We start from the raw sequence: 25,875 nt of genomic DNA on the forward strand, positions 1-25,875 counted from the left end.
AAAAACAGGAAAAGGCTTGAGGTCAGACCTGGCGAAGCGGCCGTAGAGCATTCGGCGCGCCACCCCGATGGGGGTGACGCGCCGGGCTTCGGAGCCTCGTGGGATCACATGCCGCCCACGTCTGATGTCGGCATCAGATGCCTCCAGCGTCGGATGTCGGCATCAAATGCCTCCCACGTCTGATGTCGGCATCAGATGCCTCCCACGTCTGATGTCGGCATCAAATGCCTCCGCGGGCCACCAGCTGCGCAGCGATGACGTTGCGCTGGATCTCGTTGGTGCCCTCGCCGACGATCATCAGCGGTGCGTCGCGGAAGTAGCGTTCGACGTCGTACTCCGTCGAGTAGCCGTAGCCGCCGTGGATGCGCACGGCGTTCAGGGCGATCTCCATGGCGACCTCGGAGGCGAACAGCTTGGCCATGCCGGCCTCCATATCGGCGCGTTCGCCACTGTCATACCGCTGCGCGGCGTGCAGGGTGAGCTGGCGGGCCGCCGTCAGCTTGGTTGCCATGTCGGCCAGGTAGTGGCCGATGGCCTGGTGTTTCCAGATCGGCTGCCCGAAGCTCTCGCGGTCCTGGGCGTAGGCTAGGGCGTCTTCGAGTGCGGCGGTGGCTACGCCGAGAGCCCGCGAGGCGACCTGGATACGGCCGGTCTCAAGGCCTTTCATCATCTGCCCGAATCCCTTGCCGGGCACGCCGCCGAGGATCGCCGATGTGGGGATGCGGTAGTCGTCGAAGGACAGCTCACAACTCTCTACCCCCTTATAGCCGAGCTTGGGAAGGTCGCGGGATACCGTCAGCCCCGGGCCGTGTTCGACCAGCACCACCGAAATGCCGCTGTGCTTCGGAGTGGCCTTGGGGTCGGTCTTGCAGAGCAGGGCGATGAGCCCGGAGCGCCTGGCGTTGGAGATCCACGTCTTGGACCCGTTGATGACCAGCTCGTCGGTGCCATCGACGGGTAGCGCCGTCGTGATCATGTTCTGCAGATCCGAACCGCCACCCGGTTCGGTCAGCGCCATCGTGGCGCGCAGATCGCCGGTCGCCATCGCCGGCAGGTACGTGGTGCGTTGTTCTTCGGTGCCGAACAGCGAGATCAGCTTGGCCACGACGGTGTGGCCGCCCATCGCGCCGGCCAGGCTCATCCAGCCGCGGGCCAGCTCCTGGGTGACGAGCACGTAGCAGGCCGTCGAGACGGGTGACCCGCCGTACTCCTCGGGCACGGCCAGTCCGTAGATACCGATCCGCTTCATCTGTTCGATCCACGCCTCCGGATAGGTGTTGGCGTGCTCGACGTCTCGAATGGTCGGCTTGACGTCCCGGTCGATGAATGACCGGACGGTCTCGACGAGCAGGTTCTCTTCCTCGGTCAGCAGATTCGGCATGACGGCACCATACCGCTGTTTTTATTTCATGTTAAATAATGTGCCGTCGCCCAGGCGGTGCGAGGAGTCCTCCGGCGCGCCCGTGACCACACCCTCACGCTGGGGTGAGGGCTGCGCGCGCCTGATCGCGTGCCCGTTCCAGTGTTTCGGCAATGTCGGCGCCGGCCATGCCGACAACCCATGCAAAGGCGTGGCCGATGCCGGTCGCCATCAGATCGGCGGCGATGTCGGACGGAGTCCTGGTGTCGACGATGGACCCGTCCGCCTGTCCCGCGCTGGCGGCGGCGGCCAGATCTGTACGCAGGGTCTGCAACTGGCTGGTGATGCGAGGGCGAATCACCTCGGCGTCGTGGACGGCTTCGAAGCTGATCACGAACATCGCGCGCAGGGTGTCCGGGTCATCGCGCGCGAATGAAATCAGCGCGTCCAGCGGGCTGAGCAGAGCGTCGAGCGCAGTGGGGCCCGGGTCGGTTCGTACGGCAATCCGCTCTTGGTAGTACTTGGCGAGGACATAGTCCAAGAGTGCCTCTTTGGTGCCAAAGCGTTCGGCGAGCATCGCCCGGCTGTAGCCGGCACGGATGCCGATGTCTTTTGCTGTGGTCCGGCTGAATCCCTGCTCGGCGATCAGTTCGATGGCGGCAGCGGCCAGTCGACGCGAGGATTCCGCGACTCGTTCCCGTTGTGTCCGCATGACCGCATGGTCTCACGTGTGCCGGGCTCAGCTCAGGCCGGCGAGTGCCGACAGGGCATCGGTATCGGCGATGATGGCCAGCGCACGTTCGTTGAGCGCATGCAGGAGTTCGTGAGCCCTGTCGTTGAGCTGATCCCAAGACGTCCCTGCGGTCAGGGGCATGGTGAGTTGCACGATGGCGGAGAGCTGGAACTGCCGCCATGCCTGCGTGAACGGGTATGCGATACCGAGGTCGTTGAGGTCGTCCACGTAGCGCCGGACCAATTCACGCTCCCGGCCGCCGCGTTCCTCGATGGTCATACCCTGGCCGACCAGATATGCGACGTCCCAGATACCCGCACCAAGCAGGGTCATCTGAAAATCCACGATGGTGGCCGATCCGTCTGCGTCGAAGAACAGGTTGTCCACGCGCAGATCGCCGTTGACCACCGTCGCCGGTTCGGCGAGCGCTGTGAGCATGGTGGGCAGCATCTCGGACCAGTTCGCGATCAGCTCGGGCACTCCGGCCGGAATGGGTACCCGGGCTTTCGGGCGGTACGTCTCCCAGCCTGCCGCGATCCCAAGCCCGTAGATCGCCGCGTTGCGGGGAGAGTCGATGGGTTCGAAAGCGGCGAGGTCGGGGCGATCGGTGGTCCGGTTCCAGGCCCAGCCGTGGAACATCGCCAGCTGGTCGATCATGGCTCGAGCTCGGTCGTAGGGGATTCCGGCAAGGTGGTCGCCATTTTCGAGATGCCCGAGATCTTCGATCAATAGCACGAATTCTGTTTCTTCTGAGTTGATTTCGGCGGCATGGACAGCTGGCGTCCGCAACGGACAGCTGGGTGCTACGTCGGCGTAGAAGGCGATCTCGCGCTTGTAGGCGCCGATGGCCATTGCCAACTGGAGGTAATCGGTGCTCGTTGGCAGCTTCACCACGACAGTCGAGGGTCCGTTGCCGGACTGGGTGAGATGCAGACGGAACAGGTGAGACAGGAAGCCGACGCCTTCACCGATCGGCTCAGGGCGGACATCGACGACATCGTCGGTGGGGGAGAGAGCACCCGATTCCCGCAGCTTCGCGGTCAGCCACGGTGCGGTGATGTCGTCAATTGCGCGGGGCCACTGTGCCGTAGACATGAGCCGACCGTACTTGTGTGCTTGCTCACAAGCAAGTATGTTTTATGAGCCCAGCCACGTACCGGACCCAGCGGTGCCCGATCTCGATGGGATGTCTCAGTGGAATCAGTTGGTGAGTCCGCATCGGGGCGGCCCGAAGATGTTGGCCGGCAGCCGGTGGATCTGGGCAGCCAGACATTACGGACCGTGCAGCGATACAACTACGAACTCTGGAACGAGCAGAAGTACGAGATCGCCCACGAAATCATCGGCGCCGAAGTTGTTCGGCACGAACCCGGCGTGCGCCACGTCCTGACCCACGACATGGCCGTCCAACGGGTGCGCGATCTGTGGAGCGAAGTCCGGACGGTCACTTTCGATCTGCTGCACACGGTGGTCGACGGAGAGCTGTGCACCATCGTCTACCAAGCCGATTTCCGCACGCACGAGGGTGCGGCCGGTTCGATCGCGTCGATCGAAGTCTTCCGAGTGGTGAACGGTCTGATCGTCGAGGTCTGGAACAACAGCCACGACCAGGGACGCTGGCCCGAGGCAAAGGAGTTCAGTCTGTGACCGTTCGCTTTCCGGAGCTGGGCTTCTACACCCTTGGCGGACAACCGGAGTCGCCACGTGAGCTCATCGACGAGGTCAGGCTGGCCGAGGACATCGGGCTCGGGCAGGTATTCATCTCGGAGCGATTCAACACCAAGGAGGCTTCCACCCTGTCCGGCGCGGCCGGGGCCGTGTCCACCGACATCGGTATCGCGACGGCGGCGACCAACCACAACACTCGTCATCCGATCGTCACCGCCGCCTACGCCTTGACGATGAGCCGGCTCACCGAAGGTCGATTCACCCTCGGGATCGGCCGCGGAATCCCGGCCCTGCAGCGCGCATTCGGTATGTCCGAGGTCACCACCGCGCAGATGGAGGATTTCGCTCACCTGATGCGTCGGCTCTTCAGTGGGGAAACGATTGTCGGCTACGAAGGCCCTCTGGGTTCCTATCCTGCGCTGAAACTCGGATCGGACTACAACGACGAGATCCCGCTCGGCATCGTCGCGTTCGGGCCCAACTCGCTTCGGCTGGCCGGGCGGGCGTTCGATCAGGTGGTGCTGCACACGTTCTTCACCGACGAAACCCTCAGTCGTTGTGTCCGGACCGTCAAGCAGGCCGCCGAAGTGGCCGGGCGGGATCCTGAGACGGTCAAAGTCTGGTCCTGCTTCGCCACGATCGGCGACCACATCCCTGCCGAGCAACGGTTGCGCAAGTCGGTTGGGCGCCTGGCAACCTATCTGCAGGGGTATGGAGATCTTCTGGTGCGCACCAACGACTGGGATCCGGCCGTGCTCAAGCGCTTCCGGGAAGATTCCGTGGTCCAGAGTTTTCATACCAACGGCATTCAGGTCATCGACAGTCCGACCACCACGGTCGAACAGTTGGAACACATTGCCACGCTGCTACCGGACGAATGGCTGGCGCCTTCTGCGAGCGGTTCACCCGAGCGGTGTGCTGCCGCGGTGCGCAACCAGATCGGCCTCGGTGCCGACGGCGTGATTCTGCACGGTGCCACCCCGGTGGAACTCGCGCCGATCGTCGATGCCTACGCCGCGCACGGGCGGTGACCGGCTGCCGGTCAGCGCTGCCCAATCTTGCGGAAGTCCCAGCTGACCATCTTTGTCGGGGTGACCTGCAGCCAGGCGTGCCGCCCGTCGGCAACGAAATCCTGTCCCTGGAAGTACTTCTCGCCGAAGAGCCGCTCCGGCTCGGTGAGAGCGGGGTCTGGTGTGCCAGACCGCGGAACCGCACCGATGACGGCCGTGGTTCCCAGGATCTCCACCCCGCGGAGTTCGCCGTACAGCTCCCCGTCGTCGACGACGACGGCGATGCGCCCGTTGGTGGTCAGGTCGACCCACCGCTGGCTGTCGACGATCGAGTACAGCCAGAGCGAGGCACCGTCCCAGGCGAACCAGAGCGGGCTCACATGGGGATGGCCCGCGGCCGTTACGGTGGCCACCCGGCAGGTGCGTTGTTCGGTGAGGAACCCATCGATCTCGGTGGCTGTCATCGCGATCGATCGGCGTCGGGACTGCTGTTTCATGCCGGTACTCCTCGATTGCCGATCAGGTTCGGCGGGACTGCCCAGCGCCGAGAGAGTTTATCGTAAATTAGAAAATCGGAGGTTCGCGACGCCCCCCGGACCGGCATGACCGGGGTCGGTAGTCACGAGCTCGCCGTCATGGCGGGGCCGCGGCCGTATCATCTGTCCATGGCCAGGCGTAACCCCCGCCCCTCGACAAGGGCGACTGAGGCGTCGTCGGGAGACCGGGAGGCGGAGTCCAAGTCGGCGTTGACCAGGTCCCGAATCCTGGATGCCGCTGCCCGTGTCCTATCTGACCGGGGCTACGCGGGTCTTCGTCTCACCGATGTTGCGGCGGTGGCGGAGCTTCAGGCGCCGGCGATCTACTACTACTTCCCGTCCCGGGATGAGCTGATCGAAGAGGTGATGTGGTCGGGGATCGCCGACATGCGTGAACATGTCGCCGCGGCACTCGACGAACTCCCTGACGGAACTCCAGCGCTGGAACGGCTTTTGGTTGCGGTGGAAGCCCACCTCCGTCACGAGCTGGAGATTTCGCACTACACGACGGCGGCGATCCGCAATGCGGGACAGGTCCCCCAAGCGATCCGCAAACGTCAGATCCGGGAAGAGGAGCGCTACGGCGAGATCTGGCGGCGGCTCATCAACGATGTGGCCCGCGACGGCATGTTGCGTCCCGAGCTCGACTTCTACATCGCCCAGATGCTGGTGCTGGGCGCGCTGAACTGGGCGGTGGAGTGGTGGAATCCCCGCCGCGGCTCGGTCGATGCCGTGGTCAAGACCGCCCAATCGCTGATCCTGAACGGGCTTGCGGACACCTCGGCTGTCTAGTTCAGGCGGGTTGGCACCTGCCCTCGGTTGAAGCCAGATGAAAAGATGAAGGCACTGCTCGCTCGTTCGTCGCGATAGCTCGCCCTGTGGCACTCGTGATGGGTGCATCGCCAGGAGATTCGGCGATTCGAGAAGTTTTTAATGGCAATTCGATTATTCTCGAGCGGCGCGGGTGGGACACGCCACACGATGCCCAGCCCGCGGTCTCTCGTCGGGAATCTCAAGGAGTAACTATGACAGCAGCTCTCGGTGCGCCGGTCGAGGACCCCAACGCCGTCCAGGCCCGCGTCGACTTCCGGCTCCTACGGGCAGGGCTGTATTCGGTGTGTATCTACGCCGGGTTGGGCCTGCTCGGGTTCGCTGTGTTCGCCGGCTTCTGGCCGCCGCCAGGTCAGGACCTCGACGCCGCCACCATCGCGGCGTACTTCCGGGAGAATCAAACATCCATCCAGATCGGCATGGTGTTCATGGTCGTCGGAGCTCCGTTCTACTACACCTGGAGCATCGTGCTCTCGAAGATCATCAGTCGCATCGAGGGTCCGATGGGGCTGCTGTCGATGACCGAGCTGATCGGCGGTCTGATGACCGGCGTCGTCACCGCCGTCCCCGCAGTGGTGTGGCAGACAGCGGCATTCCGGGTTGATACCCGCTCGGCCGAGACGATCCAGACGCTGTACGACTTCGGCTGGTTCTTCTTCGACCTGACCTTCGTGTTTTCGTTCCTGCAGAGTGTGGCGCTCGCCGTTGCGATCCTGATGGACCAGCGTGAGGAGCCGCTCTTCCCTCGCTGGGTCGGCTACGTCGCCTTGCTGACCGCGGCCGTCTACGTTCCGCTCAGCGTGGTCCCGTTCGTGACAACGGGCCCGTTCGCATGGCACGGGTTACTGAACTTCTGGGCGGTGTTCGTGATGTTCTTCGTGTTGATCGCGGTGGTGACCCCGTACGCCTTCCGGGCGCTGAGACGGCTCGAGATGCGGTGACCGGTCGCGTGGCCAGCCGGTGAGGTAGCCAGCCTGACCACCCCGGCGGACCGTATAGTCGACGAGGTTGGCTAACGAGTTCCGTCAGGAGGCGTGATGGCGGGTCGACCACTGCATACGTTCCAGGTGGTCAGCACCGAGCAGCTGGCCCCGCATATGAGGCGGGTCGTGCTCGGCGGGACGGGATTCGACACGTTCACCCCGGGCCAGTTCACCGACTCCTACGTCAAGTTCGCCTTCGTCCGCGACGATATCGACGTCTCGACGCTGCCCCAACCGCTGACCATGGACAGCTTCGCCGAGCTGCCGCCCGAGCATCGGCCGACGGTGCGCACGTACACGGTGCGCCGCGTCGACGCCGACGCGCGACAGATCACCGTCGATTTCGTGGTGCATGGCGAACACGGTGTCGCCGGACCGTGGGCGATGTCCGCCGAGCCGGGGGACACCGTGTACCTGATGGGCCCCGGTGGTGCCTATGCGCCGGACCCTGCGGCCGATTGGTACTTGTTCGCCGGTGATGAAGCGGGCCTGCCGGCCATCAGTGCGGCTTTGGAAGCGTTGCCGCCCAATGCCATCGGCAAGGCGTTCATCGAGGTCGCCGGACCCGAGGATGAGGTCGACCTGATCAGGCCGGAAGGCGTCGCGCTCTACTGGATCTACCGTGGCGGTCGAGCCGATCTGGTTCCCGAGGACCGCGCCGGTGACCACGCCCCATTGGTCGAGGCGGTGACCACCGCGCAGTGGCTGCCCGGCCAGGTCCAGGTCTTCATCCACGGTGAGGCCCAGGCCGTCATGCACAATCTTCGGCCCTATGTCCGCAAGGAGCGCGGTGTGGACGCCAAGTGGGCGTCCATCTCCGGGTACTGGCGTCGCGGGCGCACCGAGGAGACCTTCCGGCAGTGGAAGCAGGAACTGGCCGCCGCCGAGGCGGGCGAAGCTTAGCGGGAGGCCGGCGCCGGCACCTCGGTGTCCGCACCATCACCGGCAGCAGTGCTCTGCTGCTGCGAGGGAACCGCCGGCATCCGCTCGCTGTAGGCCGGACGTTGCCGAACCTTCAGGGGCCACCAGAACCACGGGCCGAGGATCGCTGCGATCGACGGTGTCATCAGCGATCGCACGATCAGCGTGTCGAGGAGCAGGCCGATGCCGATGGTCATGCCGCCCTGGCCGACGTTGAGCAGGTCACCGGAAATCATCGAGCCCATGGTGAATGCGAAGACCAGACCCGCTGCGGTCACCACGGTGCCGGTGCTGCCCATCGATCGGATGATGCCGGTGTTGATGCCGGCGCCGATCTCCTCCTTGAACCGGGATACCAGCAGAAGGTTGTAGTCGCTGCCGACGGCCATCAGGATGATGACGGCAAAGGCCAGCACGATCCAGTTCAATTCGATGCCGATGATTCGCTCGAAGATGAAGACCGACAACCCGAACGCCGCACCGAGTGAGATCACGACGGTCCCGACGATCACCATCGACGCCACCAGCGCGCGGGTGATGACCAGCATGACGATGAAGATCAGCGTCAGCGCGGCGAAGGCCGCGATCATGGTGTCGTACTTCGCCCCGGACTGGACGTCGCGGTAGGTGGCCGCGGTGCCGGTGAGGTAGATGTCCGCCCCGGACAGCGCGGTGCCCTTGACCGCCTCGTGCGCGGCGCTCAGCTCGTCGTCGACCACCGAGATGCCTTGCTCGGAAGCCGGATTGACGTCGTGGGTGATGATCAGCCGGGCCGCCTTGCCGTCTGGCGACAGGAACAGCGTGAGTCCCTTCTGGAAGTCGGGATTGGCGAACACCTCGGGTGGCAGGTAGAAGTAGTCGTCGCTCTTGGAGGCGTCGAACGCCTCACCCATCGCGGTCGCGGTATCGGTCATCTGCTGCATCTGGTTGATCAGCCCGTCGACACTGCTGTGGATGGTCTGCAGTGTGTTCTGCATGGCGGTGGCGGTGGCGATGATCGGGCCGAACCGCTGCACCATCTGGGGTCCCAGCGTGTCGATGTCGCCCATGCCGTTGACCATCTTGTCCATGCCGTCGACCATCGCGGTCATGTCGGTCTGCAACGAGGCCATGTTGTCGCTGAACGTGTTGACGCCGTCCATGGCGTCGAACGCCGACCGCACGCCAAAACACGCTGGGATGTTGAAGCAGTTCGGATCCCAGTAGAAATAGTTCCGGAACGGTCGCACTTGATCATCGAAATCGGCAATGTGATCGCGCATCTGGTCGAGTGTGGCCTTCATGGTGTTCATGTCGGCGACGCTGCGGTGCGCGGAGTCCACCATGCCGTTGGCCGATCCGACCGTGGCGTGCATGGCATCGGAGGCCTTGACCATGAGTGTCTGCATCTGCTGCATCGAGGCGATCATCGCGCTCAGGTCATCGGACATCGTGCTGATGTCGCCCACCCGTTGCTTGAGGAATTGCAGGTTCTGCGTGATCGGCACCGAGGACATGCTGATCTGGTAAGGGATGGAGCTGTGGGCGATGGGGGAGCCCAGCGGCCGGGTGATGCTCTGCACCATGGCAATTCCCTTGATCCGGAACAACGCCTTGGCGATCCGGTCGAGCACGATCATGTCGGTGGGGTTGCGCATGTCGTGGTCGGACTCGATGGCCATGATGTCGGGGTTGAGCCGCGCGGTGCTGAAATGCTTCTCGGCGGCGGTGTATCCGACGTTGGCCGGAACGTCGGCTGGGATGTAGCGCCGATCGTCGTAGCTGGTCTGGTATCCGATCATGGCCAGCAGGCCCAGCAACACCACGCTGGTCGCCGCGGCCAGGATCGGCTTGGGCCACCGGACAGTCGCGGTGCCGACCTTGCGCCAGCCGCGCGTCTTCAGCATCCGTTTCGGGTCGAGCAGGCCATACCGGCTGGCCACGACGAGGATGGCGGGGGCGACGGTCAGCGCGGCGGCGACCACGATGATCAGCGCCATCGCCGAGGGGTAGGCCAGTGAGCTGAAATAGGACAGCCGGGTCAGGCGCAACGTCAGCATCGCGCCGGCGATGGTGAGCCCCGAGCCCAGGATGACATGGCCCACACCGTGAAAAGCACTGTAGTAAGCCGATTCCGGATCCTCGCCGTTCTGCCGGGCTTCGTGGTAGCGGCCGATCAGGAAGATCGCATAGTCGGTACCGGCCGCGATCGCCAGGGCGGTCATCAGGGGCACCGAGAACGTCGAGAAGTCCATCACGCCGAGATGGCCGACCACCGCGACGGTGCCGCGGGCGGCACCCATCTCGATGCCCACGATGGCCAGGATCAGCAGGACGGTGCTGACCGATCGATACACCAGGGCCAGCATGATGGTGATGACGATCATCGTCACCACGGTCATCTTGATCATGCCGCGGTCACTGGCTTCCAGTGAATCGGTGGTCAGCGGGGCGGGACCGGTGACGTAGGCCTTCAGCCCTGGCGGCGCCGGGGTGTCGGTGATGATCTTTCGCACCGCATCCACGGAGTGGTTGCCCTCGGTACTGCCTTGGTCGCCGGCCAGGTTTAACTGGACGTAGGCGGCCTTGCCGTCGCTGCTCTGCACCCCGGCGGCGGTGATCATGTCGCCCCAGAAGTCGTGGACATGCTCGACGTGCTTGGGGTCGGCCGTGAACTTCTCGATCAGCGTTTGGTAATAGCGGTGGGCGGTGTCGCCGAGGGGTTGATCGCCGACCAGCACGACCATCGCGATGCTGTCGGAGGTGGATTCGCCGAATTTCTGGCCCATCCGCTTGGCGGCGATCACCGCCGGAGCGTCTTGCGGGGACATCGACACGGCGTTGGCCATGCCGACCTTTTCCACCTGGGGGACAAGCAGATTCACTGCCGCGGTGAAGGCCACCCAGGCCAGGATGATGGGGACGGCCAGCGACCGGATGGTGCGGGGGAACCCGGTCCGGGTGTCGTCGCCGGGCGCGCTCACGCGGCCTTGTCCAGACAGAAGGCTTGCGCGTCACGGCCGTCGGCGTAGTCCTCGGCGACCAGCTTGTCGTTGACCAGGATGCGGCAGCCCAGTGCATCGGTGTCACCCTGCGCGACGATATTGGCGAGCACCCCGGGGTCGGTGGTGCTGACGGTGACCGACCAGGGTAGCGCTGTGAAGCCCGACTCGATGGTCCTGCCGTTGACATCCAGGTAGCTCACGCGACCGGAAGCCTCGGCAGGACCGACGACTTCGTAGGTCACCCGCTTGGTGTTGATCGGCTTGATGGGGTCGGCCGGCATCGGGGCGGCGATGTAGGGCCGGTCGGAATCGAAGAACGTCCGCAACCGGCCGACGACGGCGACCGCCGCCACCAGGGCGATGACGATCACCGCCACCACCCAGAACCGCTTCATCAAGCCGAGCATCGACGCATCTCCTCGTCCGAAATCTCAGGCCGGCGCAGTAGCACTCGGCACTCCAGATATACCATAGGGGGTATAGTGTCAGTGCACGATGTAAACCCTGAAAGCAGAAGGGGCGAAGCGCAATCGCGGGGATTCAACCGCCGAGGAGCTGGAGACGTTGTTCTCGAGTCGGGCCTGAGCCCCGCTCACCCTTGAGAGGAGTCATCTATGTGTCGAGCGGTGAACTGCCGGGTCTGTGGCAAGACCACCTGGTCCGGCTGCGGCATGCACGTCGACGCCGTCCGCCGCAGCGTGTCCGCCGGGCAGTGGTGCTCGGGCCATGCCGCACCGGAGATCGTGCCGTCGCGGTGGAACCTGTTCAAGCGCAGGAAGTAAGTAACAGCACGGACACGGCTCCGCGTCGGTCGGCGATGACGCCCTGAATCGGTGCGACGGTAGGGGCGTGCACGAGCAGGACCACTATTCCGCGATTCTCGACGAGTACGCCGAGTACCTCGCGCTGGAGCGGGGCCGGTCCGAGCACACCCGGCGCGCCTACCTTGCCGACCTCCGTGCACTGTTCAGCTTCGTCGATGAGCGCGCCCCCGGGGCGGGTCTGAGTGCTCTGACCCTGCCGGTATTGCGCTCCTGGCTGGCCGCACAAGCCGGCACCGGTGCGGCCCGGACCACGCTGGCGCGTCGCACGTCGGCGGTCAAGACCTTCACCGCCTGGGCCACCCGGCGCGGACTGCTCGACACCGATCCCGCCGCACGTCTGCAACTGCCGAAGGCGCGCCGCACCCTGCCCGCGGTCCTGCGCCAGGATCAGGCGCTGGCCGCGATGGCCGCCGCCGATCTCGGCGCCGAACAGGGTGATCCGCTGGCCCTTCGGGACCGCCTGATCGTCGAACTGCTCTACGCCACCGGCATCCGGGTAAGTGAACTGTGCGGCCTGGACGTCGACGACGTCGATACCGGGCGGCAGTTGCTGCGGGTGCTCGGCAAAGGCAATAAGCAGCGTACCGTCCCGTTCGGCAAGCCCGCGCTGACGGCGCTGAACGCCTGGCTCACCGAGGGCCGCCCGGCACTGGTCAACGCCCAGTCCGGCGCAGCATTGCTGCTCGGGCCGCGTGGCAAGCGGCTGGACCCACGCCAGGCCCGCACCGTCGTGCACCAGACCGTCGGAGCGGTCGACGGCGCACCCGACATCGGGCCGCACGGGCTGCGCCACAGTGCCGCTACCCACCTTCTCGAAGGCGGCGCCGACCTGCGCATCGTGCAGGAACTACTCGGCCACTCGACTCTGGCGACCACTCAGCTCTACACCCACGTCACCGTCGCGCGACTGCGGGCGGTGCACGACCAGGCCCATCCGCGAGCCTGAAAAGTCAAGTACCGCAGAAGGTTTGGAAGCATCGCCCGAACTCTTCGGGCGCCGGCTCGGCGTAGCGTTCCAATCCCGGCCGTTCGTCATACGGGGCGCTGATCGCGCCGAGTAGCCGGTGGAACGGTGCCATGTCGCCGGTGGCCGCGGCGGTCAGGGCCTCCTCGACCAGATGATTGCGCGGAATGTAGACGGGGTTGACCCTGCGCATCACAGCGGTGTCGGGACCCAGGTTGCGCCAGCGGTCAGCCCACTGCGCGACGGCGGGCTCGACGTCGCCGCGTGCCAGCCGGCCGAAGAACGAGGTGTAGTCGATGCGCTCGCTCGCGAGCAGGCTCATCAGGTCGTCGATGAGCTGCCCGGCGGCGGCGTCGTCCACCTCCTCGCCCAGTCCGAGTTTGCGGCGCATCCCCGCCGACCATGCCGCGGTGTAGCGCTGCGGGAAGGTCTGCACCGCTTCGGTCGCCAGCGCGATCGCCCGGTCGTGATCCTCGGCGATCAGCGGCAGCAGCGCCTCGGCGAACCGCGCGAGGTTCCAGGCGGCGATCGGCGGCTGGTTGCCGTAGGAGTAGCGGCCCCAGGAGTCGATGGAGCTGAACACCGTCTGCGGGTCGAAGGCATCCATGAACGCGCACGGCCCGTAGTCGATCGTCTCGCCCGAGATCGTCATGTTGTCGGTGTTCATCACGCCGTGCACGAATCCGACCAGCATCCACTGCGTGATCAGCTTCGCCTGGGCGGCCACCACGGCGTCGAGCAGCGCCAGATAGGGATTGTCCGTCCGGGCGGCGGCGGGGTAGTGCCGGTCGATCGCGTGGTCGGCGAGGCGGCGCAGCAGCGCGAGGTCACCGGCGGCGCTGACGTATTGGAAGCTGCCGACGCGCAGATGGCTGGCGGCGACGCGGGCCAGAACGGCGCCGTCCAGCAGGGTCTCGCGTCGCACCCGGTTACCGGTGGCGACGACGGACAACGAACGGGTGGTCGGAATGCCCAGCGCATACATCGCTTCGCTGACGAGGTACTCGCGCAGCATTGGCCCGACGGCCGCCAGACCGTCGCCGCCGCGGGCGAACGGGGTGCGTCCCGAGCCCTTCAGGTGCAGATCGCGGAGCCGGCCCTGGCCATCAGTCAGTTCGCCGAGAAGCAGGGCGCGGCCGTCGCCCAGGCGGGGCACCCAACCGCCGAACTGGTGACCGGCATACCCCTGCGCGACCGGCTGCGCGCCGGCCGGCACCTGTGTCCCGACCAGCAGACCGATCCCGTCAGGACTGCGCAACCACTCGGGATCGAGCCGCACGTCGGCGGCCAGCGATTCGTTGAGGACGAGCAGCCGCGGGTCGGGAGCGGCCGCGGCCTGCCACTGCACGGCGAGTTCGGGCAGCTCGGCGGCGAATCGATGGCCGAGGACGACGGTCGGGTCCGGCGCAATGCTCATCGCGAACCACGGTACGCACACCCCATCGACGTGGGTACCCGCGAGGGTGCGCTTGCGCTTCGCGACCGACGGCGTGTTGCATACCGACGCGCACGCCCGCCGGGGGTTAGCCGGCGACGGGTTTGAGCCGGATCGGGGTGCTCGCCACCAGGCCGATCGGGTCGACGTAGTCGGCGCGGGACGCCGCACCCCACATGGCGCCCCAGTGCAGGCACGCCGCGACCGGACAGCCGCTGTGGCCGGCCAAAAGCAGGCCCAGCACCGTGCCCTCGTCGACGCGCTGCCCGGGGCGAACCGCGGCGTCGACGGGCTCATAACTGGTGCGCAGCCCGCCGTCGTGGGCCAGTGACACCACCGGCCGGCCGGCCAGGTCACCGGCGAAGACCACCGTCGCCGGTCCCGCGGCATACACCGGTTGACCAGGCGTTCCCGCCAGGTCCACGCCGCGGTGCCCGGGCTGCCAGTTCGGCGAGGGTGCGTCGAATGCCCGGGTCACCGCCGGTGGCGGGCGCAGCGGCCAGGCCAGCCGTCCGCCGTCGGCGCCGGCCGGGGCCGCGCACCCCAGCAGAGCCGCGATGACGGCGATAAGGATGCGCATCGCCCCAGTTCAGCCGACTGAGTCGGGGCGCGGTAGGCCGGTTGGCGGCGCCTGTGCACGCACTCGGCGCTGTGGACAAAGCACCCCTTCGCGTCGGGTAAGCTTTGTCCTGCAACTCGCGCGAGCGGGTTGACTTCGCGCGTCTGCGGCTCGAACCCATTGGTTCGTCACCTGTATGCCGGGCGGTCCCGTCCTCGAGACGGGTCCGGCATCGAAGCGGGCGCCAGGGTCCGGCTCACCCGAGCCGGATGACAACCGACACAAAGGTAAGGCACAACCATGGCCGTAGTGACCATGAAGCAGCTGCTCGATAGCGGCGCACACTTCGGGCACCAGACCCGTCGCTGGAACCCCAAGATGAAGCGGTTCATCTTCACCGACCGCAACGGCATCTACATCATCGACCTGCAGCAGACGCTGACCTACATCGATCAGGCGTACGAATTCGTCAAGGAGACCGTCGCCCACGGCGGTTCGATCATGTTCGTCGGCACCAAGAAGCAGGCCCAGGAGTCCATCGCCGAAGAGGCGACCCGCGTCGGCATGCCCTACGTGAACCAGCGCTGGCTCGGCGGCATGCTCACCAACTTCTCCACCGTTCACAAGCGTCTGCAGCGGCTCAAGGAACTCGAGTCCATGGAGCAGACCGGTGGCTTCGAGGGCCGCACCAAGAAGGAAATCTTGATGCTGACCCGCGAGAAGAACAAGCTCGAGCGCAGCCTCGGCGGTATCCGGGACATGCAGAAGGTGCCGTCGGCGATCTGGGTCGTCGACACCAACAAGGAGCACCTGGCCGTCAGCGAGGCCATCAAGCTCGGCATCCCGGTCATCGCGATCCTGGACACCAACTGCGACCCCGACCAGGTCAACTACCCGATCCCGGGCAACGACGACGCGATCCGCTCGGCCGCTCTGCTGACCAAGGTGATCGCGTCCGCCGTCGCCGAGGGCCTGCAGGCCCGCTCCGGCGCGGGCGCCAAGGCTGAGGCCGGTTCGTCGGCCGCCGAGCCGCTGGCCGAGTGGGAGCAGGAACTGCTCGCCGGCGCCACCGCATCGGCACCCGCCGAGGGCGGCCCCGTCGCCACCGAATCCGCCACTGAAGAAATCTCGTAAGGAAAGGCACTGATGGCTAACTTCTCCGCTGCCGACGTCAAGCGGCTTCGGGAGCTCACCGGCGCGGGCATGCTCGACTGCAAGAACGCCCTGGCCGCGAGCGACGGCGATTTCGACAAGGCCGTCGAGGCGTTGCGCATCAAGGGTGCCAAGGATGTCGGCAAGCGCGCCGAGCGCGCCACCGCCGAGGGCCTTGTCGCCGCCAAGGGCGGCGCCCTGATCGAGCTCAACTCCGAGACCGACTTCGTCGCCAAGAACGCCGAATTCCAGAACCTGGCCGACCAGATCGTCGACGCCGCGCTGGCTTCCAAGGCCGCCGATGTCGACGCCCTCAAGGCGGCCAGCGTCGGTGACAAGACTGTCGAGCAGGCCATCGCCGAGCTCTCGGCCAAGATCGGCGAGAAGCTGGAGCTGCGCCGGGTGCAGTACTTCGACGGCAACGTCGAGGCCTACCTGCACAAGCGTGCTGCCGACCTGCCGCCGGCCGTCGGCGTCCTGGTCGAGTTCACTGGCGAGGACAAGGATGCCGCGCACGCGGCCGCCCTGCAGATCGCCGCGCTGAAGGCCAAGTACCTCACCCGTGAGGACGTCCCCGCCGACCTGGTGGAGACCGAGCGTCGCGTCGCCGAGGAGACCGCCAAGGCCGAGGGCAAGCCCGAGCAGGCGCTGCCCAAGATCGTCGAAGGTCGGCTCACCGGCTTCTACAAGGACGTCGTGCTGCTGGACCAGCCGTCGGTGTCCGACAACAAGAAGACGGTCAAGGCCCTTCTGGACGAGGCCGGTGTCTCGATCACCCGCTTCGTTCGCTTCGAGGTCGGCCAGCAGTAAAGGCTTGAGCGGCACACCAATCCGCTCACTGGAAAACCCCGCGCCACATCCGGTGATCCCGGAGGCGCGGGGTTTTGCCATTGAGCGGCTGCTACCAGGTGAAGGCGCGGGGCGGGCCGGCGAGCGCCGCTTTCGCCTCGGCGCCGAGCGGATCCAGGATCTCGATATCGCCGGCTTCGAGCGCGTCGAGCGCCAGCCGAACGAGGTCTGGTGGGTCGATCACCGCACCGTCGGGGAAGGTGATCCCCGCCTGCTGGGCGAAGTCGAACAGCGTCTGGGTGCCGATCAGTCCGGGGACGAGGGCGGCCACGAGGGTGCCTTGCCCGGCGAGCTCGATACGAACCCCGTTGGTCAGTCCCCATTCAGCGGATTTCGCGGCGGCGTACGCGGTATTACCGTCCACGGTCAGCCATGCCGCTGCGGAGAGAACGTTGAGGATCGCGCCACCGCCATTACGGGCCAGGATGGGGGCGAACGCCCGGATCATGGCGAGAGTGCCGTAGTAGTTCGTCTCCATCGTCGACCGGATCGCGGCCATGTCACCGGTCACGAGATTGCCGCCATGGGTGTCTGCGGCGTTGTTGACCACGATGTCGACGTCGTGGGCGATATCTGCGACCGCCTCGACCGACGACTGGTCGGTGATGTCGAGGCGGACGACCTCGGCGCCGGGTATCTCGACGAGTTCGGGGCGTCGGGCGGCGGCATAGACCTTCGCCCCTCGCCGCAGCAATTCGGCGGCAAAGTGGTGGCCCAATCCACGGTTGGCGCCGGTCACCAATGCGGTAGCACCGTTGAGCTGCATGTGATCTCCGATTCGCGCATCCAGGCCGGGCGCCCGGGGGATAACATGACCGATCGGTCATGTCTCGGGATGGACCGTAACAACAATATGACCGACCGGTCAACTTGGTACTCTGCCCCGGTGACTCCTCCTGCTCGGCCGCTCCGGGCCGATGCCGCCCGCAACCGCGAATCGCTGCTCGCTGCGGCCGAGGACGAATTCGCCGAGCGGGGCCTCGCGGCCTCCATCGCCGATATCGCCCGCCGCGCGGGCGTGGCGAAGGGCACCGTGTTCCGCCATTTCGCCACGAAAGAGGAACTCATCGCAGCCATCGTCAGTGGCCATATCGCCGCCCTGGTGACCGCTGCCAAACGGCTCACGCAGGCACCGGATCCGGGTGCTGCCCTACTCGAGTTCCTGACGGTGGCCGCGGACCGGCGCCGTCAGCACGACCTGACGTTTCTGCAGGTGGTCAGTGACGGAGACCCGCGAGTCGTGGAGGCCACGCGAGCGCTGCACGCGAGCATCGAGACGCTGGTCGAGCGAGCCCGCGACGCGGGCGCCATCCGTTCCGACATCACCGGTGCCGACGTCTTCCTGCTGATGTGCGCACCCGTCCACGTCGCGGAGAACCTGTCGGATCCTGGCCCTGATCTCTGGCGCCGGTACCTCGCCATCATCTTCGACGGGCTGCGGCCGGAGGGGGCAAGTCCGCTTCCGCAACCGGCGCCCACCCTGACCTGACCGCCCGGGCGGCAGCGTCGCCGCTATTGGACACGTGCCTGCTAGCGTCGGTTCGATGACCCGACACGTGCATGCCTTTCGCGACGATGCGCTCGGCGACCTCGACGCCGTCGCCCTCGTCGACGCCATCCGCACCGGCAAGGTCTCCCGTGCCGAACTCGTCGATGCGGCCATCTCCCGAACCCAGACGGTCAATCCCGTCCTCAACGGCCTGGCGCACGAGACCTTCGAGCGGGCCCGTGCGCAGGCTGCGGCACCCGGGAGCGGCTACTTCGACGGCGTGCCCACCTTCATCAAGGACAACGTCGACGTCGAGGGCATGCCTACCATGCAGGGCACCGACGCCTGGGAGCCGCGGCCGCAGCCCGGTCACGGCGACTTCGCCCGCTTCTTTCTCGCCTCGGGCCTGATTCCGTTGGGCAAGACCCAATTGTCGGAGTTCGGCTTCAGCGCCTCCGCCGAGCACCCCAGGCTCGGAGCGGTCCGCAACCCCTGGGACACCGACTACACCGCGGGGGCCTCGTCGTCGGGGTCGGGTGCCTTCGTCGCGGCCGGCGTGGTGCCGATCGCCCACGCCAACGACGGCGGCGGATCCATCCGGATCCCGGCCGCCTGCAACGGACTGGTCGGTCTCAAGCCGTCCCGCGGCCGGCTGCCGTTGGACAAGATGTCGCGGCAAATGCCGGTGCGCATCGTCAACGACGGTGTGCTGACCCGCTCGGTGCGTGACACCGCGGCGTTTTACCGTGAGGCAGAACGTATTTGGCGTGATCGTCGGCTGTTGCCTATCGGCGCGGTCACCGGTCCCGGTACCCAGCGGCTGCGCGTCGCAGTGGTGACGCAGTCCGTCAACCGGCAGAGCAGCCCGAGTATCCGGGCGCGGACCCTGCAGACCGCCGAGCTTGTCGAACGCCTCGGCCACCACGTCGATCTCCTCGACCACAACCCGATCCCGCGCTATTTCGTCGACGACTTCCTGTTGTATTGGTCGCTGTTGGCGATGACGCTGGTGCGAACCGGGCAGCGCACGTTCGGCCCGAGCTTCGACCGCAGCCGGCTGGACAATCTCACCCTGGGCCTGGACCGCCACGCCAGCCGCAATCTGCACCGGATGCCGATCGCGATCACCCGGCTGGGCAGGCTGCGGCGAGTGACCGCCCGGTTCTACCAGAATTACGACGTCCTGCTGACGCCCACGCTGGCCGACGAGACGCCCCAGATCGGACACCTGGATCCGACCGCCGACTACGAGCAGATCATCGACCGGCTCGTCGACTGGGTGGCCTTCACCCCATTGCAGAATGCCACCGGTGAGCCGGCCATCTCGCTGCCCCTGGCGCGGTCGGAATCCGGCATGCCCGTCGGGATGATGTTCGGCGCCCCGATCGGTCACGAACGCCGACTTCTGGAATTGGCCTACGAACTCGAGGCGGCCCAGCCGTTTCCGAGAATTCAAGCCGGCACGGCACTCTAATCAGATACAGCGCCGTAACGACCAAGGGTGCCCGTTAACCAGACAGACACCGGCCGCTGCGGTGGGTGAAACAACCCGGGCTCACGCTCTTCGGTGTGGAGTCCACTGTGTCACCCACGATTTCGCGACCATCGGCGCTCGCCACTACTTCCGGGAACAACACCTTCGTGTGTCTTCTCCGGTTCGCCCTGGCGAATATCCGCCGCAGGCCCGAGCGGTTCGTGCTGTCGGTCCTTGGGATCGCCCTCGCGATCACCTGCGTCACCATCGTGCGCACCATATCGTCGAGTTTCGCTCTCACAGGCGAAGATTCGGTCACCGATGTGCTCGGCGGCGCCCAGCTGTGGGCGGTACCCGCGGCTGGTGTGCACTACACCAGCGACGTCCGCGCGCTGGTCGCCGACGGTCCCGCGCCGCAGTTGAGTCTGCCTGAGGGGTGGCGCGGGATTCGGACGCTGTCCGGTGTCGCCGACGTCAACGGAACTCCGGTCTCGGTTCGCGGCAGCGACGAAATCGCCTCGGGGAAAGCCGTTTCCGGATCGAAGCTGGCCGCGTACCTCGGTCTGCAAAACGGTGGCCGGATCACGCTGGGCGGCCAGAGCCTGGAGGTCGACGTCGCCGGTGCAGGTGAGTCACTGGCGGTGTCGACGGATCTGGCCCACTCCCTGGTGGGTGACAACGGCTGGTGGACGATCTTCGCACCGGCCGGTCAGGAGAAGAACCGCGATCTGGGGCCCACGCTCGGCGGTATCGTCGGGCTGCCGTCGACGTCCGATCCGTCGGTGAAGCCACATGTCAACGGCGGCGGCCTGATCTATGACACCGTGGGTGGTTCGGGACCGCTGACCTTCGAGCAGAAGTTCTCCGCGCTGTTCTCCGGGAAAGTCACCGGATCGACGCTCGGTCTGATCTCGATCATCGGCCTCGGTCTGGGTTTTGTGATCGCGGTGTCCTCCTTCCTGGCCGCAGTCCAGGAACGGCGCCGCGAATTCGGCATCATGTCGAGCATCGGCCTGGCCGACGAGGTGCTGTACTTCTTCCTGGTGGAATCGGCGGTGGTCTTCGTCGCGTCCTATGTGATCGGGGTGCTCGCCGCCGGAGTCGCTGTGGCACTGGTGATTCCGGGCATCGCGACGCCTATCGCGTGGTTGCAGGCGGCGGGTATGGTCGCCGGCTTCGTCCCCGCGATGGCCATCGTCGGCGCGCTGATACCCGTGCACCGGTTGCTGCAGCAGCGCCCGGTCAACTTGTTGGGAGACCGGTGATGATCGCCAAAGGCCTGTCCTACGGTTGGCTCGCCGCGCGACGGCGGGTCGGGGAGATGATCCTGCCGATCGTCACCACGGCCACCGGCGCTTTCCTGGTCGTCATCGTGTTCGGAATGTCGGCCGGAATCCGTGAGCAGTCAGCATCGTTGGGGCATGCCGCCGAGATCGGCAGGGCGGTGATCCTGATCGCGGTGACCGTCCTACTGGTCGGCGTCGTGGAGGTGGCGGTGGCGACCACCCGGACGGTGGCCCACCGCACCAAGGAACTCGGTGTGCTCGGCGCGACCGGGGTGCCTCGCGGACCCGTGGTGGCCGCGCTGCTGGTCGAACCCGTGGTGGCGGCGACCCTCGGCGCACTCGTCGGCGTGCTCCTGGCCGTCATCGCCTCGATCGTGCTGGGCGCGTTGGGATTCGTGCCCACCGGAGTGTCCATGGCGGGGCTGTCCGCCGGTGTGCTCATCGCCGTCGCGGTCAGTATCGTCGTCGCGCTGGCCACCAGCATCCTGCCCACCTGGAACGCAGCGTCGCGTCCGCCCATCCGTTCGCTGACCGGAGGTTAACCGTGACCGCAGTCGAAGACGCCACACCCGAGACCGGTGCGGCGCCGGGCGCGCAACCCGTGATCGAAGTCAGTGATGTCTGGAAGCTGCACAAGCTCGGCGACGAAGTGGTCAAGGCCCTCGTTGCCGTCGAGCTGACGGTCATGCCGGGGGAGTTCGTCTGCCTGATGGGGCCCAGCGGAAGCGGAAAGTCCACCCTGCTCAACATCATCGGCGGCCTGGACCGGCCCACCAAGGGGACGGTGCGGATCGACGGACGCGATACCGGCACCCTCACCGAAAGTCAGTTCGCGGCATTGCGCCACGACACCCTCGGTTTCATCTTCCAGAGCTACAACCTGATCCCGTTCCTGTCGGCGGTCGAGAACGTCGAACTGCCGCTGATGTTCGAGCCCTACGACCGCAAGGCATTACGTCAGCGCGCCCTCGAACTGCTGGACCTGGTCGGCCTGAGTCACCGGGTGCACCACCAGCCGACCAAGATGTCCGGCGGCGAGCAGCAGCGCACCGCGATCGCCCGCTCCCTGATCAGCAATCCGACCCTGGTGCTGGCTGATGAGCCCACCGCCAATCTCGACCACCGGACCGGGGAGACGGTGGTCCGCATGCTGCGTGACCTGTGTTCGACGCTGGGCGTCACCGTGGTCGCCAGCACCCACGATCCCACGGTGGCCGACGAAGCGAGCCGTGTCGTCCGGATGAAAGACGGACAGATCATCAACGCCCAACCGCCATCGGGAGAAACCGCATGACACAAGAACTCGAGGCTTCGCCGGCGAGCCAGCGCGACAAGCTGCTGACCACCGAGCTCGTTCCCGAGCAGGTGCTGCCGAAGGTGATGACCACCTTCGGCCTCACCGCCACCTATGTTTTCATCATCTGCTGGATCACCGGCTCGTCGATCATGGCGGCCGGCGGCTGGACCGCGATCCCGATGTGGATCTTGGGCATCCTGACCTTCCTGGTCCCCGCCGGCATGGCCGTCGCCGAACTGGGCAACCTATGGCCTGGTGAGGGCGGTGTCTACATCTGGGCCACCAGGACCATGGGTGAGACCTGGGGTTTCATCGGCGGCTACCTGTCCTGGATCCCGGTGGTGCTCAACTCCGCCTCGTCGCCGGCCATCATCCTGCAGTTCCTGCTGCTGGCGTTCCATGCTGAACTGGGCCTGACGCTGAGCATCATCCTGCAGGTGGCGCTGCTGTGGGCGGTCATCGGCCTTGCGCTGGCGAAACTTTCGGCCAACCAGCGCATCATGAACACCGTCTTCGTCGTGTACTGGGTGCTGACCGCGGTCATCTTCATCTCGGGTGTGATCTACGCGGTACGCAACGGCTCGGCGCAGCCCTTCACCGCGCACGCCGCCCTGGTGCCGGACTTCGCGGGTGCAGGCTTCCTGTACGGCACCGTGCTGCTGTACCTGGTCGGTGTGGAGACGCCCTACAACATGGGCGCGGAGTTCCTCTCGGTGCGCAAGAGCGGGCCGAAGATGGTGGTCTACGGCTCGATCGCGTTGATCCTGATCTACCTGCTGACCACCCTGGGCACCGTGATGGTGTTGCCGGCCGACCAGGTCGATCCCGTCACCGGCGTCATCGGCATGCTGGGCACCGCCGCACCCAAGGGGGTCATGGAGGTAGCGGGCGTGGTGCTGGCCTGCATCGTGTTCGTGGCGCTGATGAGCTACCAGGTCACCTACTCGCGGCTCATCTTCGTCTCGGGCCTGGAGCGGCACCTGCCGCGAATCTTCACCCACCTCAACCCGCGCACCCGCAACCCTGTCACGGCCGTGCTCATCCAGGGTGTGCTGTCGTCGTTGCTCATCGTCGGCCTGTACTCGCAGAGCAGCATGGCCAACGTCACGGTGTTCCTGCAGGGCGGGCTGTCCATCGCCTGGCTGATCTCGGGCTTCTTCTTCCTGTTCCCGGTCATCCTGGCCCGTAAGAAGTACGCCGACCGGTACGCCGAGGAGAAGTTCTGGCGTATCCCGGGCGGCATGGTGGGCGTGTGGATCACCGTGGTGGTCGGCACGATCGGCACGATGGGCGGCATCTACTACTCGTTCGCCAAGTCGTGGATCAAGGATGTGCCGGACACCACCTGGATGGTATGGACCGGCAGCCTTGCGGTGGGCATGTTCGCCCTCGGCGGGATCGTGTACGTCTTCGGCCGCCGCGCCGCACGCAAGGTGACCCAGGAAGACGCCCTGGCGCACCTGGCGGTACTCGACCTCACCCAGGCCGAAACCAAGGAGGGCTGATCCGATGACGATGGACAGTATTCTGCTCAACGGATCGGGAACCGCCGACGCCGTGCGCTATCCGCTCGACCCGCTCTCGGGCGCCGAGATCGAGGCAGCGGCCACGATCGTCAAGGAGTCCGAGTTCGTCAGTGACACAGTCAAATTCGTGATGATCCAGCTCGCTGAACCGGACAAGACGGCAACGCTGACATTTGCCGACGCGGCCGACGTACCGCGACGTGCCTTCATCACGATGTATGACCCGGCGGCCAAGATGGTCTATGAGGCAGTGGTCGACATCGGCGCCCGCACGGTCGATTCGTGGACCCCGATCCCGGGCCGCTTCCCGTCCTATCTCGTCGAGCACATGACCGGTGTCGAGGAGGTGGTGCGAGCCGATCCGCAGTGGCAGGAGGCCATGCGCAAGCGCGGCGTCACCGACTTCGATCTCGCGATGATCGATCCCTGGCCGGCCGGTTACTACGGCGCGCAGGATCATTACGAGAACTCGCCGTTGATCTGCCGGCCGCTGACCTTCATGCGGGCCGCCCCGTCCGAACACGGCTATGCGCGCCCGGTCGAGGGCTTGATCGTCACCTTCGACCTGGACGCGATGGCGGTACTCGAAATCGAGGATCACGGTGTGGTGCCGTTGCCCCCCAAGGCCGGCAACTACACGGCGCGGTACATGTTCGACGAGGACAACCGGCCGGCGTTCACGCAGTTCCGCGATGACGTCAAGACCATCGAGATCACCCAGCCTGACGGGCCGAGCTTCACCGTCGACGGCTGGAAGGTGCAGTGGCAGAAGTGGTCGCTGCGGGTGGGCTTCAATCCCCGCGAGGGCCTGACGCTGCACGAGGTCACCTACACCGATCGCGGCACGGTGCGGCCGGTGATGTACCGCGCGGCACTCTCGGAGATGGTGGTGCCCTACGGGGACACCTCACCGACGCACTGGAACAAGAACGTGTTCGACATGGGCGAGGTCGGGATGGGCTTCTCGGCCAACCCGCTGACCCTCGGGTGTGACTGTCTGGGGGAGATCTTCTATTTCGACGGCACGGTGCACGATTCCGACGGCAATGCCGTGGTGATCCCGAACGCGATCTGTATGCACGAGGAGGACTACGGGATCTCCTGGAAGCACACCGATTTCCGCACCGGCGAGGTCGAGGTGCGCCGTTCCCGGCGGCTGGTGATCTCGATGATCTGTACCGTCGGCAACTACGAGTACGGGTTCTTCTGGTACCTCTACAACGACGCCTCCATCGAGATGGAGGTCAAGCTGTCCGGGGTGCTGACCACCGGGTCCATCCCCGAGGGCGAGTTGCCCCGTTGGGGCAAGCTGGTGGCGCCGGGAATCTACGGCCCGAATCACCAGCACTTCTTCAACTTCCGGCTCGACATGACCGTCGACGGGCCGAACAACAGTGTCTACGAGGTCGATTCGATCCCGGAACCCGATCCCGGGCTCAACCCGCACCACAACGCCTGGATCGCCAAGGACACCTTGGTGGCCTCGGAGGCCCACGGCGCCCGGGACTGGAACTGGTCCACCGGCAGGTACTGGAAGGTGGTCAACCCGTCGAAGGTGAACGAGCTGGGCAGCCCGGTGGGCTACAAGCTGATGCCACGCGACCCTGTGCCGGTGATGGTGCAGGAGGGCTCCTACATCTACGACCGGGCCCGCTTCGTCCAGCACAACCTGTGGGTCACCAAGTACGACCCGGCGGAAAAGTTCGCGGCGGGGGACTACATGTACCAGTCCGCCGACGCCCAGGGGCTGCCGGAGTACATCGCCGACGACGCACCGCTGGAGAACACCGACATCGTGCTCTGGTACACCGTCGGTGCACATCACATCGTGTGCCCGGAGGACTGGCCGGTGATGCCATGCCACTACACCGGATTCAAGATGAAGCCGGTGGGCTTCTTCGACGGCAACCCGGCATTGGACCTGCCCCCGTCACCGCCCAAGGCGTGCCATAGCCACTGAGCACAGATCACCGACGGCGCGTCCCGGTGCACAT

Annotated in this window: 24 protein-coding genes and 1 pseudogene; 16 read left to right on the forward strand and 9 right to left on the reverse strand. The window is 66.0% G+C overall.

Going from position 1 to position 25,875, the window contains the following annotated elements; all coding sequences use genetic code 11:
- Window positions 1–220: 220 nt before the first annotated feature.
- The 3 genes from G6N35_RS02365 to G6N35_RS02375 all read right to left on the reverse strand — a co-directional run bounded on the left by G6N35_RS02365 (window position 221) and on the right by G6N35_RS02375 (window position 3,188).
- Window positions 221–1,381, reverse strand: a complete 1,161-nt coding sequence (locus G6N35_RS02365; RefSeq protein ID WP_163802789.1) for an acyl-CoA dehydrogenase family protein — start codon at window positions 1,379–1,381, stop codon at window positions 221–223.
- A gap of 94 nt (window positions 1,382–1,475) precedes the next feature.
- Complete coding sequence (locus tag G6N35_RS02370; RefSeq protein ID WP_163802790.1) at window positions 1,476–2,072, reverse strand: TetR/AcrR family transcriptional regulator; 597 nt, start codon at window positions 2,070–2,072, stop codon at window positions 1,476–1,478.
- A gap of 27 nt (window positions 2,073–2,099) precedes the next feature.
- Window positions 2,100–3,188 (reverse strand): phosphotransferase family protein, encoded by a 1,089-nt coding sequence (locus G6N35_RS02375; protein ID WP_163802791.1) that lies wholly within the window; start codon window positions 3,186–3,188, stop codon window positions 2,100–2,102.
- A gap of 99 nt (window positions 3,189–3,287) precedes the next feature.
- Between G6N35_RS02375 and G6N35_RS02380 the strand changes: the two genes are divergently transcribed.
- On the forward strand, window positions 3,288–3,740 hold the full coding sequence (locus G6N35_RS02380) for a nuclear transport factor 2 family protein (RefSeq protein WP_246224170.1): 453 nt from the start codon (window positions 3,288–3,290) through the stop codon (window positions 3,738–3,740).
- Window positions 3,737–4,792: a TIGR03857 family LLM class F420-dependent oxidoreductase gene (locus G6N35_RS02385; protein ID WP_163802792.1), complete on the forward strand. Its 1,056-nt coding sequence runs from the start codon at window positions 3,737–3,739 to the stop codon at window positions 4,790–4,792. The genes G6N35_RS02380 and G6N35_RS02385 overlap by 4 nt, the downstream gene beginning before the upstream one ends.
- A gap of 11 nt (window positions 4,793–4,803) precedes the next feature.
- On the opposite strand, the gene G6N35_RS02390 is transcribed toward G6N35_RS02385, so the two are convergent.
- A complete protein-coding gene (locus tag G6N35_RS02390; RefSeq protein WP_163802793.1) occupies window positions 4,804–5,268 on the reverse strand; it encodes a pyridoxamine 5'-phosphate oxidase family protein in 465 nt (154 codons plus the stop codon).
- A gap of 168 nt (window positions 5,269–5,436) precedes the next feature.
- On the opposite strand from G6N35_RS02390, the gene G6N35_RS02395 reads away from it, so the two are divergent.
- The 3 genes from G6N35_RS02395 to G6N35_RS02405 all read left to right on the forward strand — a co-directional run bounded on the left by G6N35_RS02395 (window position 5,437) and on the right by G6N35_RS02405 (window position 8,024).
- Complete coding sequence (locus G6N35_RS02395; protein WP_163802794.1) at window positions 5,437–6,099, forward strand: TetR/AcrR family transcriptional regulator; 663 nt, start codon at window positions 5,437–5,439, stop codon at window positions 6,097–6,099.
- Window positions 6,100–6,332: 233 nt separating this feature from the next.
- Entirely contained in the window at window positions 6,333–7,079 is a 747-nt protein-coding gene (locus G6N35_RS02400) for a hypothetical protein (RefSeq protein ID WP_163802795.1), read from the forward strand.
- Between the two features lie 96 nt (window positions 7,080–7,175).
- Window positions 7,176–8,024 (forward strand): siderophore-interacting protein, encoded by an 849-nt coding sequence (locus G6N35_RS02405; protein ID WP_163802796.1) that lies wholly within the window; start codon window positions 7,176–7,178, stop codon window positions 8,022–8,024.
- Here the strand turns inward: G6N35_RS02405 and G6N35_RS02410 are convergent.
- Together G6N35_RS02410 and G6N35_RS02415 are read right to left on the reverse strand one after the other, a co-directional pair.
- Complete coding sequence (locus G6N35_RS02410; protein WP_246224171.1) at window positions 8,021–11,005, reverse strand: MMPL/RND family transporter; 2,985 nt, start codon at window positions 11,003–11,005, stop codon at window positions 8,021–8,023. The two genes, G6N35_RS02405 and G6N35_RS02410, sit on opposite strands and share 4 nt — an antisense overlap.
- Window positions 11,002–11,433: an MmpS family transport accessory protein gene (locus tag G6N35_RS02415; protein ID WP_163802797.1), complete on the reverse strand. Its 432-nt coding sequence runs from the start codon at window positions 11,431–11,433 to the stop codon at window positions 11,002–11,004. The genes G6N35_RS02410 and G6N35_RS02415 overlap by 4 nt, the downstream gene beginning before the upstream one ends.
- Before the next feature lie 207 nt (window positions 11,434–11,640).
- On the opposite strand from G6N35_RS02415, the gene G6N35_RS26865 reads away from it, so the two are divergent.
- The gene (locus G6N35_RS26865; RefSeq protein WP_170313107.1) at window positions 11,641–11,808 is read left to right on the forward strand and encodes a DUF8730 family Cys-rich protein; all 168 of its coding nucleotides are present in this window, start codon (window positions 11,641–11,643) and stop codon (window positions 11,806–11,808) included.
- Between the two features lie 94 nt (window positions 11,809–11,902).
- Window positions 11,903–12,796, forward strand: coding sequence for a tyrosine recombinase XerC (locus G6N35_RS02420; RefSeq protein WP_407664596.1), 894 nt, complete (start codon window positions 11,903–11,905; stop codon window positions 12,794–12,796).
- A gap of 4 nt (window positions 12,797–12,800) precedes the next feature.
- Here G6N35_RS02420 and G6N35_RS02425 read toward each other — a convergent pair whose 3' ends face one another.
- Together G6N35_RS02425 and G6N35_RS02430 are read right to left on the reverse strand one after the other, a co-directional pair.
- Window positions 12,801–14,231 (reverse strand): protein adenylyltransferase SelO, encoded by a 1,431-nt coding sequence (locus G6N35_RS02425; protein ID WP_163802799.1) that lies wholly within the window; start codon window positions 14,229–14,231, stop codon window positions 12,801–12,803.
- 112 nt (window positions 14,232–14,343) lie between these two features.
- Window positions 14,344–14,802, reverse strand: a pseudogene (locus G6N35_RS02430) (M23 family metallopeptidase); the annotation flags it as partial.
- 306 nt (window positions 14,803–15,108) lie between these two features.
- Here G6N35_RS02430 and rpsB point away from each other — a divergent pair.
- Window positions 15,109–15,942 carry a 30S ribosomal protein S2 gene (gene rpsB / locus G6N35_RS02435; protein WP_163802801.1) on the forward strand — a complete coding sequence of 278 codons (834 nt, stop codon included), beginning with the start codon at window positions 15,109–15,111 and terminating at the stop codon, window positions 15,940–15,942.
- A gap of 12 nt (window positions 15,943–15,954) precedes the next feature.
- A complete protein-coding gene (gene tsf / locus G6N35_RS02440) occupies window positions 15,955–16,770 on the forward strand; it encodes a translation elongation factor Ts (RefSeq protein WP_163802802.1) in 816 nt (271 codons plus the stop codon).
- A gap of 91 nt (window positions 16,771–16,861) precedes the next feature.
- Here the strand turns inward: tsf and G6N35_RS02445 are convergent, their stop codons facing one another.
- Entirely contained in the window at window positions 16,862–17,575 is a 714-nt protein-coding gene (locus G6N35_RS02445; protein ID WP_163802803.1) for an SDR family NAD(P)-dependent oxidoreductase, read from the reverse strand.
- A gap of 87 nt (window positions 17,576–17,662) precedes the next feature.
- On the opposite strand from G6N35_RS02445, the gene G6N35_RS02450 reads away from it, so the two are divergent.
- The 7 genes from G6N35_RS02450 (at window position 17,663) to G6N35_RS02480 (ending at window position 25,841) form a co-directional block, all read left to right on the forward strand.
- On the forward strand, window positions 17,663–18,298 hold the full coding sequence (locus G6N35_RS02450) for a TetR/AcrR family transcriptional regulator (RefSeq protein WP_163802804.1): 636 nt from the start codon (window positions 17,663–17,665) through the stop codon (window positions 18,296–18,298).
- A gap of 55 nt (window positions 18,299–18,353) precedes the next feature.
- Window positions 18,354–19,772 carry an amidase gene (locus G6N35_RS02455; protein WP_163802805.1) on the forward strand — a complete coding sequence of 473 codons (1,419 nt, stop codon included), beginning with the start codon at window positions 18,354–18,356 and terminating at the stop codon, window positions 19,770–19,772.
- A gap of 95 nt (window positions 19,773–19,867) precedes the next feature.
- Window positions 19,868–21,037 (forward strand): ABC transporter permease, encoded by a 1,170-nt coding sequence (locus G6N35_RS02460; RefSeq protein ID WP_163802806.1) that lies wholly within the window; start codon window positions 19,868–19,870, stop codon window positions 21,035–21,037.
- Entirely contained in the window at window positions 21,037–21,600 is a 564-nt protein-coding gene (locus G6N35_RS02465) for an ABC transporter permease (RefSeq protein ID WP_163802807.1), read from the forward strand. Before G6N35_RS02460 ends, G6N35_RS02465 begins: the two co-directional genes overlap by 1 nt.
- A gap of 2 nt (window positions 21,601–21,602) precedes the next feature.
- Window positions 21,603–22,352 carry an ABC transporter ATP-binding protein gene (locus tag G6N35_RS02470; protein ID WP_163802808.1) on the forward strand — a complete coding sequence of 250 codons (750 nt, stop codon included), beginning with the start codon at window positions 21,603–21,605 and terminating at the stop codon, window positions 22,350–22,352.
- Entirely contained in the window at window positions 22,349–23,860 is a 1,512-nt protein-coding gene (locus G6N35_RS02475; protein WP_163802809.1) for an APC family permease, read from the forward strand. Before G6N35_RS02470 ends, G6N35_RS02475 begins: the two co-directional genes overlap by 4 nt.
- 4 nt (window positions 23,861–23,864) lie before the next feature.
- Window positions 23,865–25,841: a primary-amine oxidase gene (locus G6N35_RS02480; RefSeq protein WP_163802810.1), complete on the forward strand. Its 1,977-nt coding sequence runs from the start codon at window positions 23,865–23,867 to the stop codon at window positions 25,839–25,841.
- Window positions 25,842–25,875 lie beyond the last annotated feature (34 nt).

The sequence above is a fragment of the Mycolicibacterium anyangense genome (assembly GCF_010731855.1).
In the GTDB taxonomy this organism is placed as follows: Bacteria; Actinomycetota; Actinomycetes; order Mycobacteriales; family Mycobacteriaceae; genus Mycobacterium; species Mycobacterium anyangense.

What these genes read in the sequence shown, in the direction of transcription:
- G6N35_RS02365 (WP_163802789.1), bottom strand. Translation starts at nt 1,381, where the DNA reads ATGCCGAATCTGCTGACCGAGGAAGAGAACCTGCTCGTCGAGACCGTC.
- G6N35_RS02370 (WP_163802790.1), bottom strand. Translation starts at nt 2,072, where the DNA reads ATGCGGACACAACGGGAACGAGTCGCGGAATCCTCGCGTCGACTGGCC.
- G6N35_RS02375 (WP_163802791.1), bottom strand. Translation starts at nt 3,188, where the DNA reads ATGTCTACGGCACAGTGGCCCCGCGCAATTGACGACATCACCGCACCG.
- G6N35_RS02390 (WP_163802793.1), bottom strand. Translation starts at nt 5,268, where the DNA reads ATGAAACAGCAGTCCCGACGCCGATCGATCGCGATGACAGCCACCGAG.
- G6N35_RS02395 (WP_163802794.1), top strand. Translation starts at nt 5,437, where the DNA reads ATGGCCAGGCGTAACCCCCGCCCCTCGACAAGGGCGACTGAGGCGTCG.
- G6N35_RS02400 (WP_163802795.1), top strand. Translation starts at nt 6,333, where the DNA reads ATGACAGCAGCTCTCGGTGCGCCGGTCGAGGACCCCAACGCCGTCCAG.
- G6N35_RS02405 (WP_163802796.1), top strand. Translation starts at nt 7,176, where the DNA reads ATGGCGGGTCGACCACTGCATACGTTCCAGGTGGTCAGCACCGAGCAG.
- G6N35_RS02415 (WP_163802797.1), bottom strand. Translation starts at nt 11,433, where the DNA reads ATGCTCGGCTTGATGAAGCGGTTCTGGGTGGTGGCGGTGATCGTCATC.
- G6N35_RS26865 (WP_170313107.1), top strand. Translation starts at nt 11,641, where the DNA reads ATGTGTCGAGCGGTGAACTGCCGGGTCTGTGGCAAGACCACCTGGTCC.
- G6N35_RS02425 (WP_163802799.1), bottom strand. Translation starts at nt 14,231, where the DNA reads ATGAGCATTGCGCCGGACCCGACCGTCGTCCTCGGCCATCGATTCGCC.
- rpsB (WP_163802801.1), top strand. Translation starts at nt 15,109, where the DNA reads ATGGCCGTAGTGACCATGAAGCAGCTGCTCGATAGCGGCGCACACTTC.
- tsf (WP_163802802.1), top strand. Translation starts at nt 15,955, where the DNA reads ATGGCTAACTTCTCCGCTGCCGACGTCAAGCGGCTTCGGGAGCTCACC.
- G6N35_RS02445 (WP_163802803.1), bottom strand. Translation starts at nt 17,575, where the DNA reads ATGCAGCTCAACGGTGCTACCGCATTGGTGACCGGCGCCAACCGTGGA.
- G6N35_RS02450 (WP_163802804.1), top strand. Translation starts at nt 17,663, where the DNA reads ATGACCGACCGGTCAACTTGGTACTCTGCCCCGGTGACTCCTCCTGCT.
- G6N35_RS02455 (WP_163802805.1), top strand. Translation starts at nt 18,354, where the DNA reads ATGACCCGACACGTGCATGCCTTTCGCGACGATGCGCTCGGCGACCTC.
- G6N35_RS02465 (WP_163802807.1), top strand. Translation starts at nt 21,037, where the DNA reads ATGATCGCCAAAGGCCTGTCCTACGGTTGGCTCGCCGCGCGACGGCGG.
- G6N35_RS02475 (WP_163802809.1), top strand. Translation starts at nt 22,349, where the DNA reads ATGACACAAGAACTCGAGGCTTCGCCGGCGAGCCAGCGCGACAAGCTG.
- G6N35_RS02480 (WP_163802810.1), top strand. Translation starts at nt 23,865, where the DNA reads ATGACGATGGACAGTATTCTGCTCAACGGATCGGGAACCGCCGACGCC.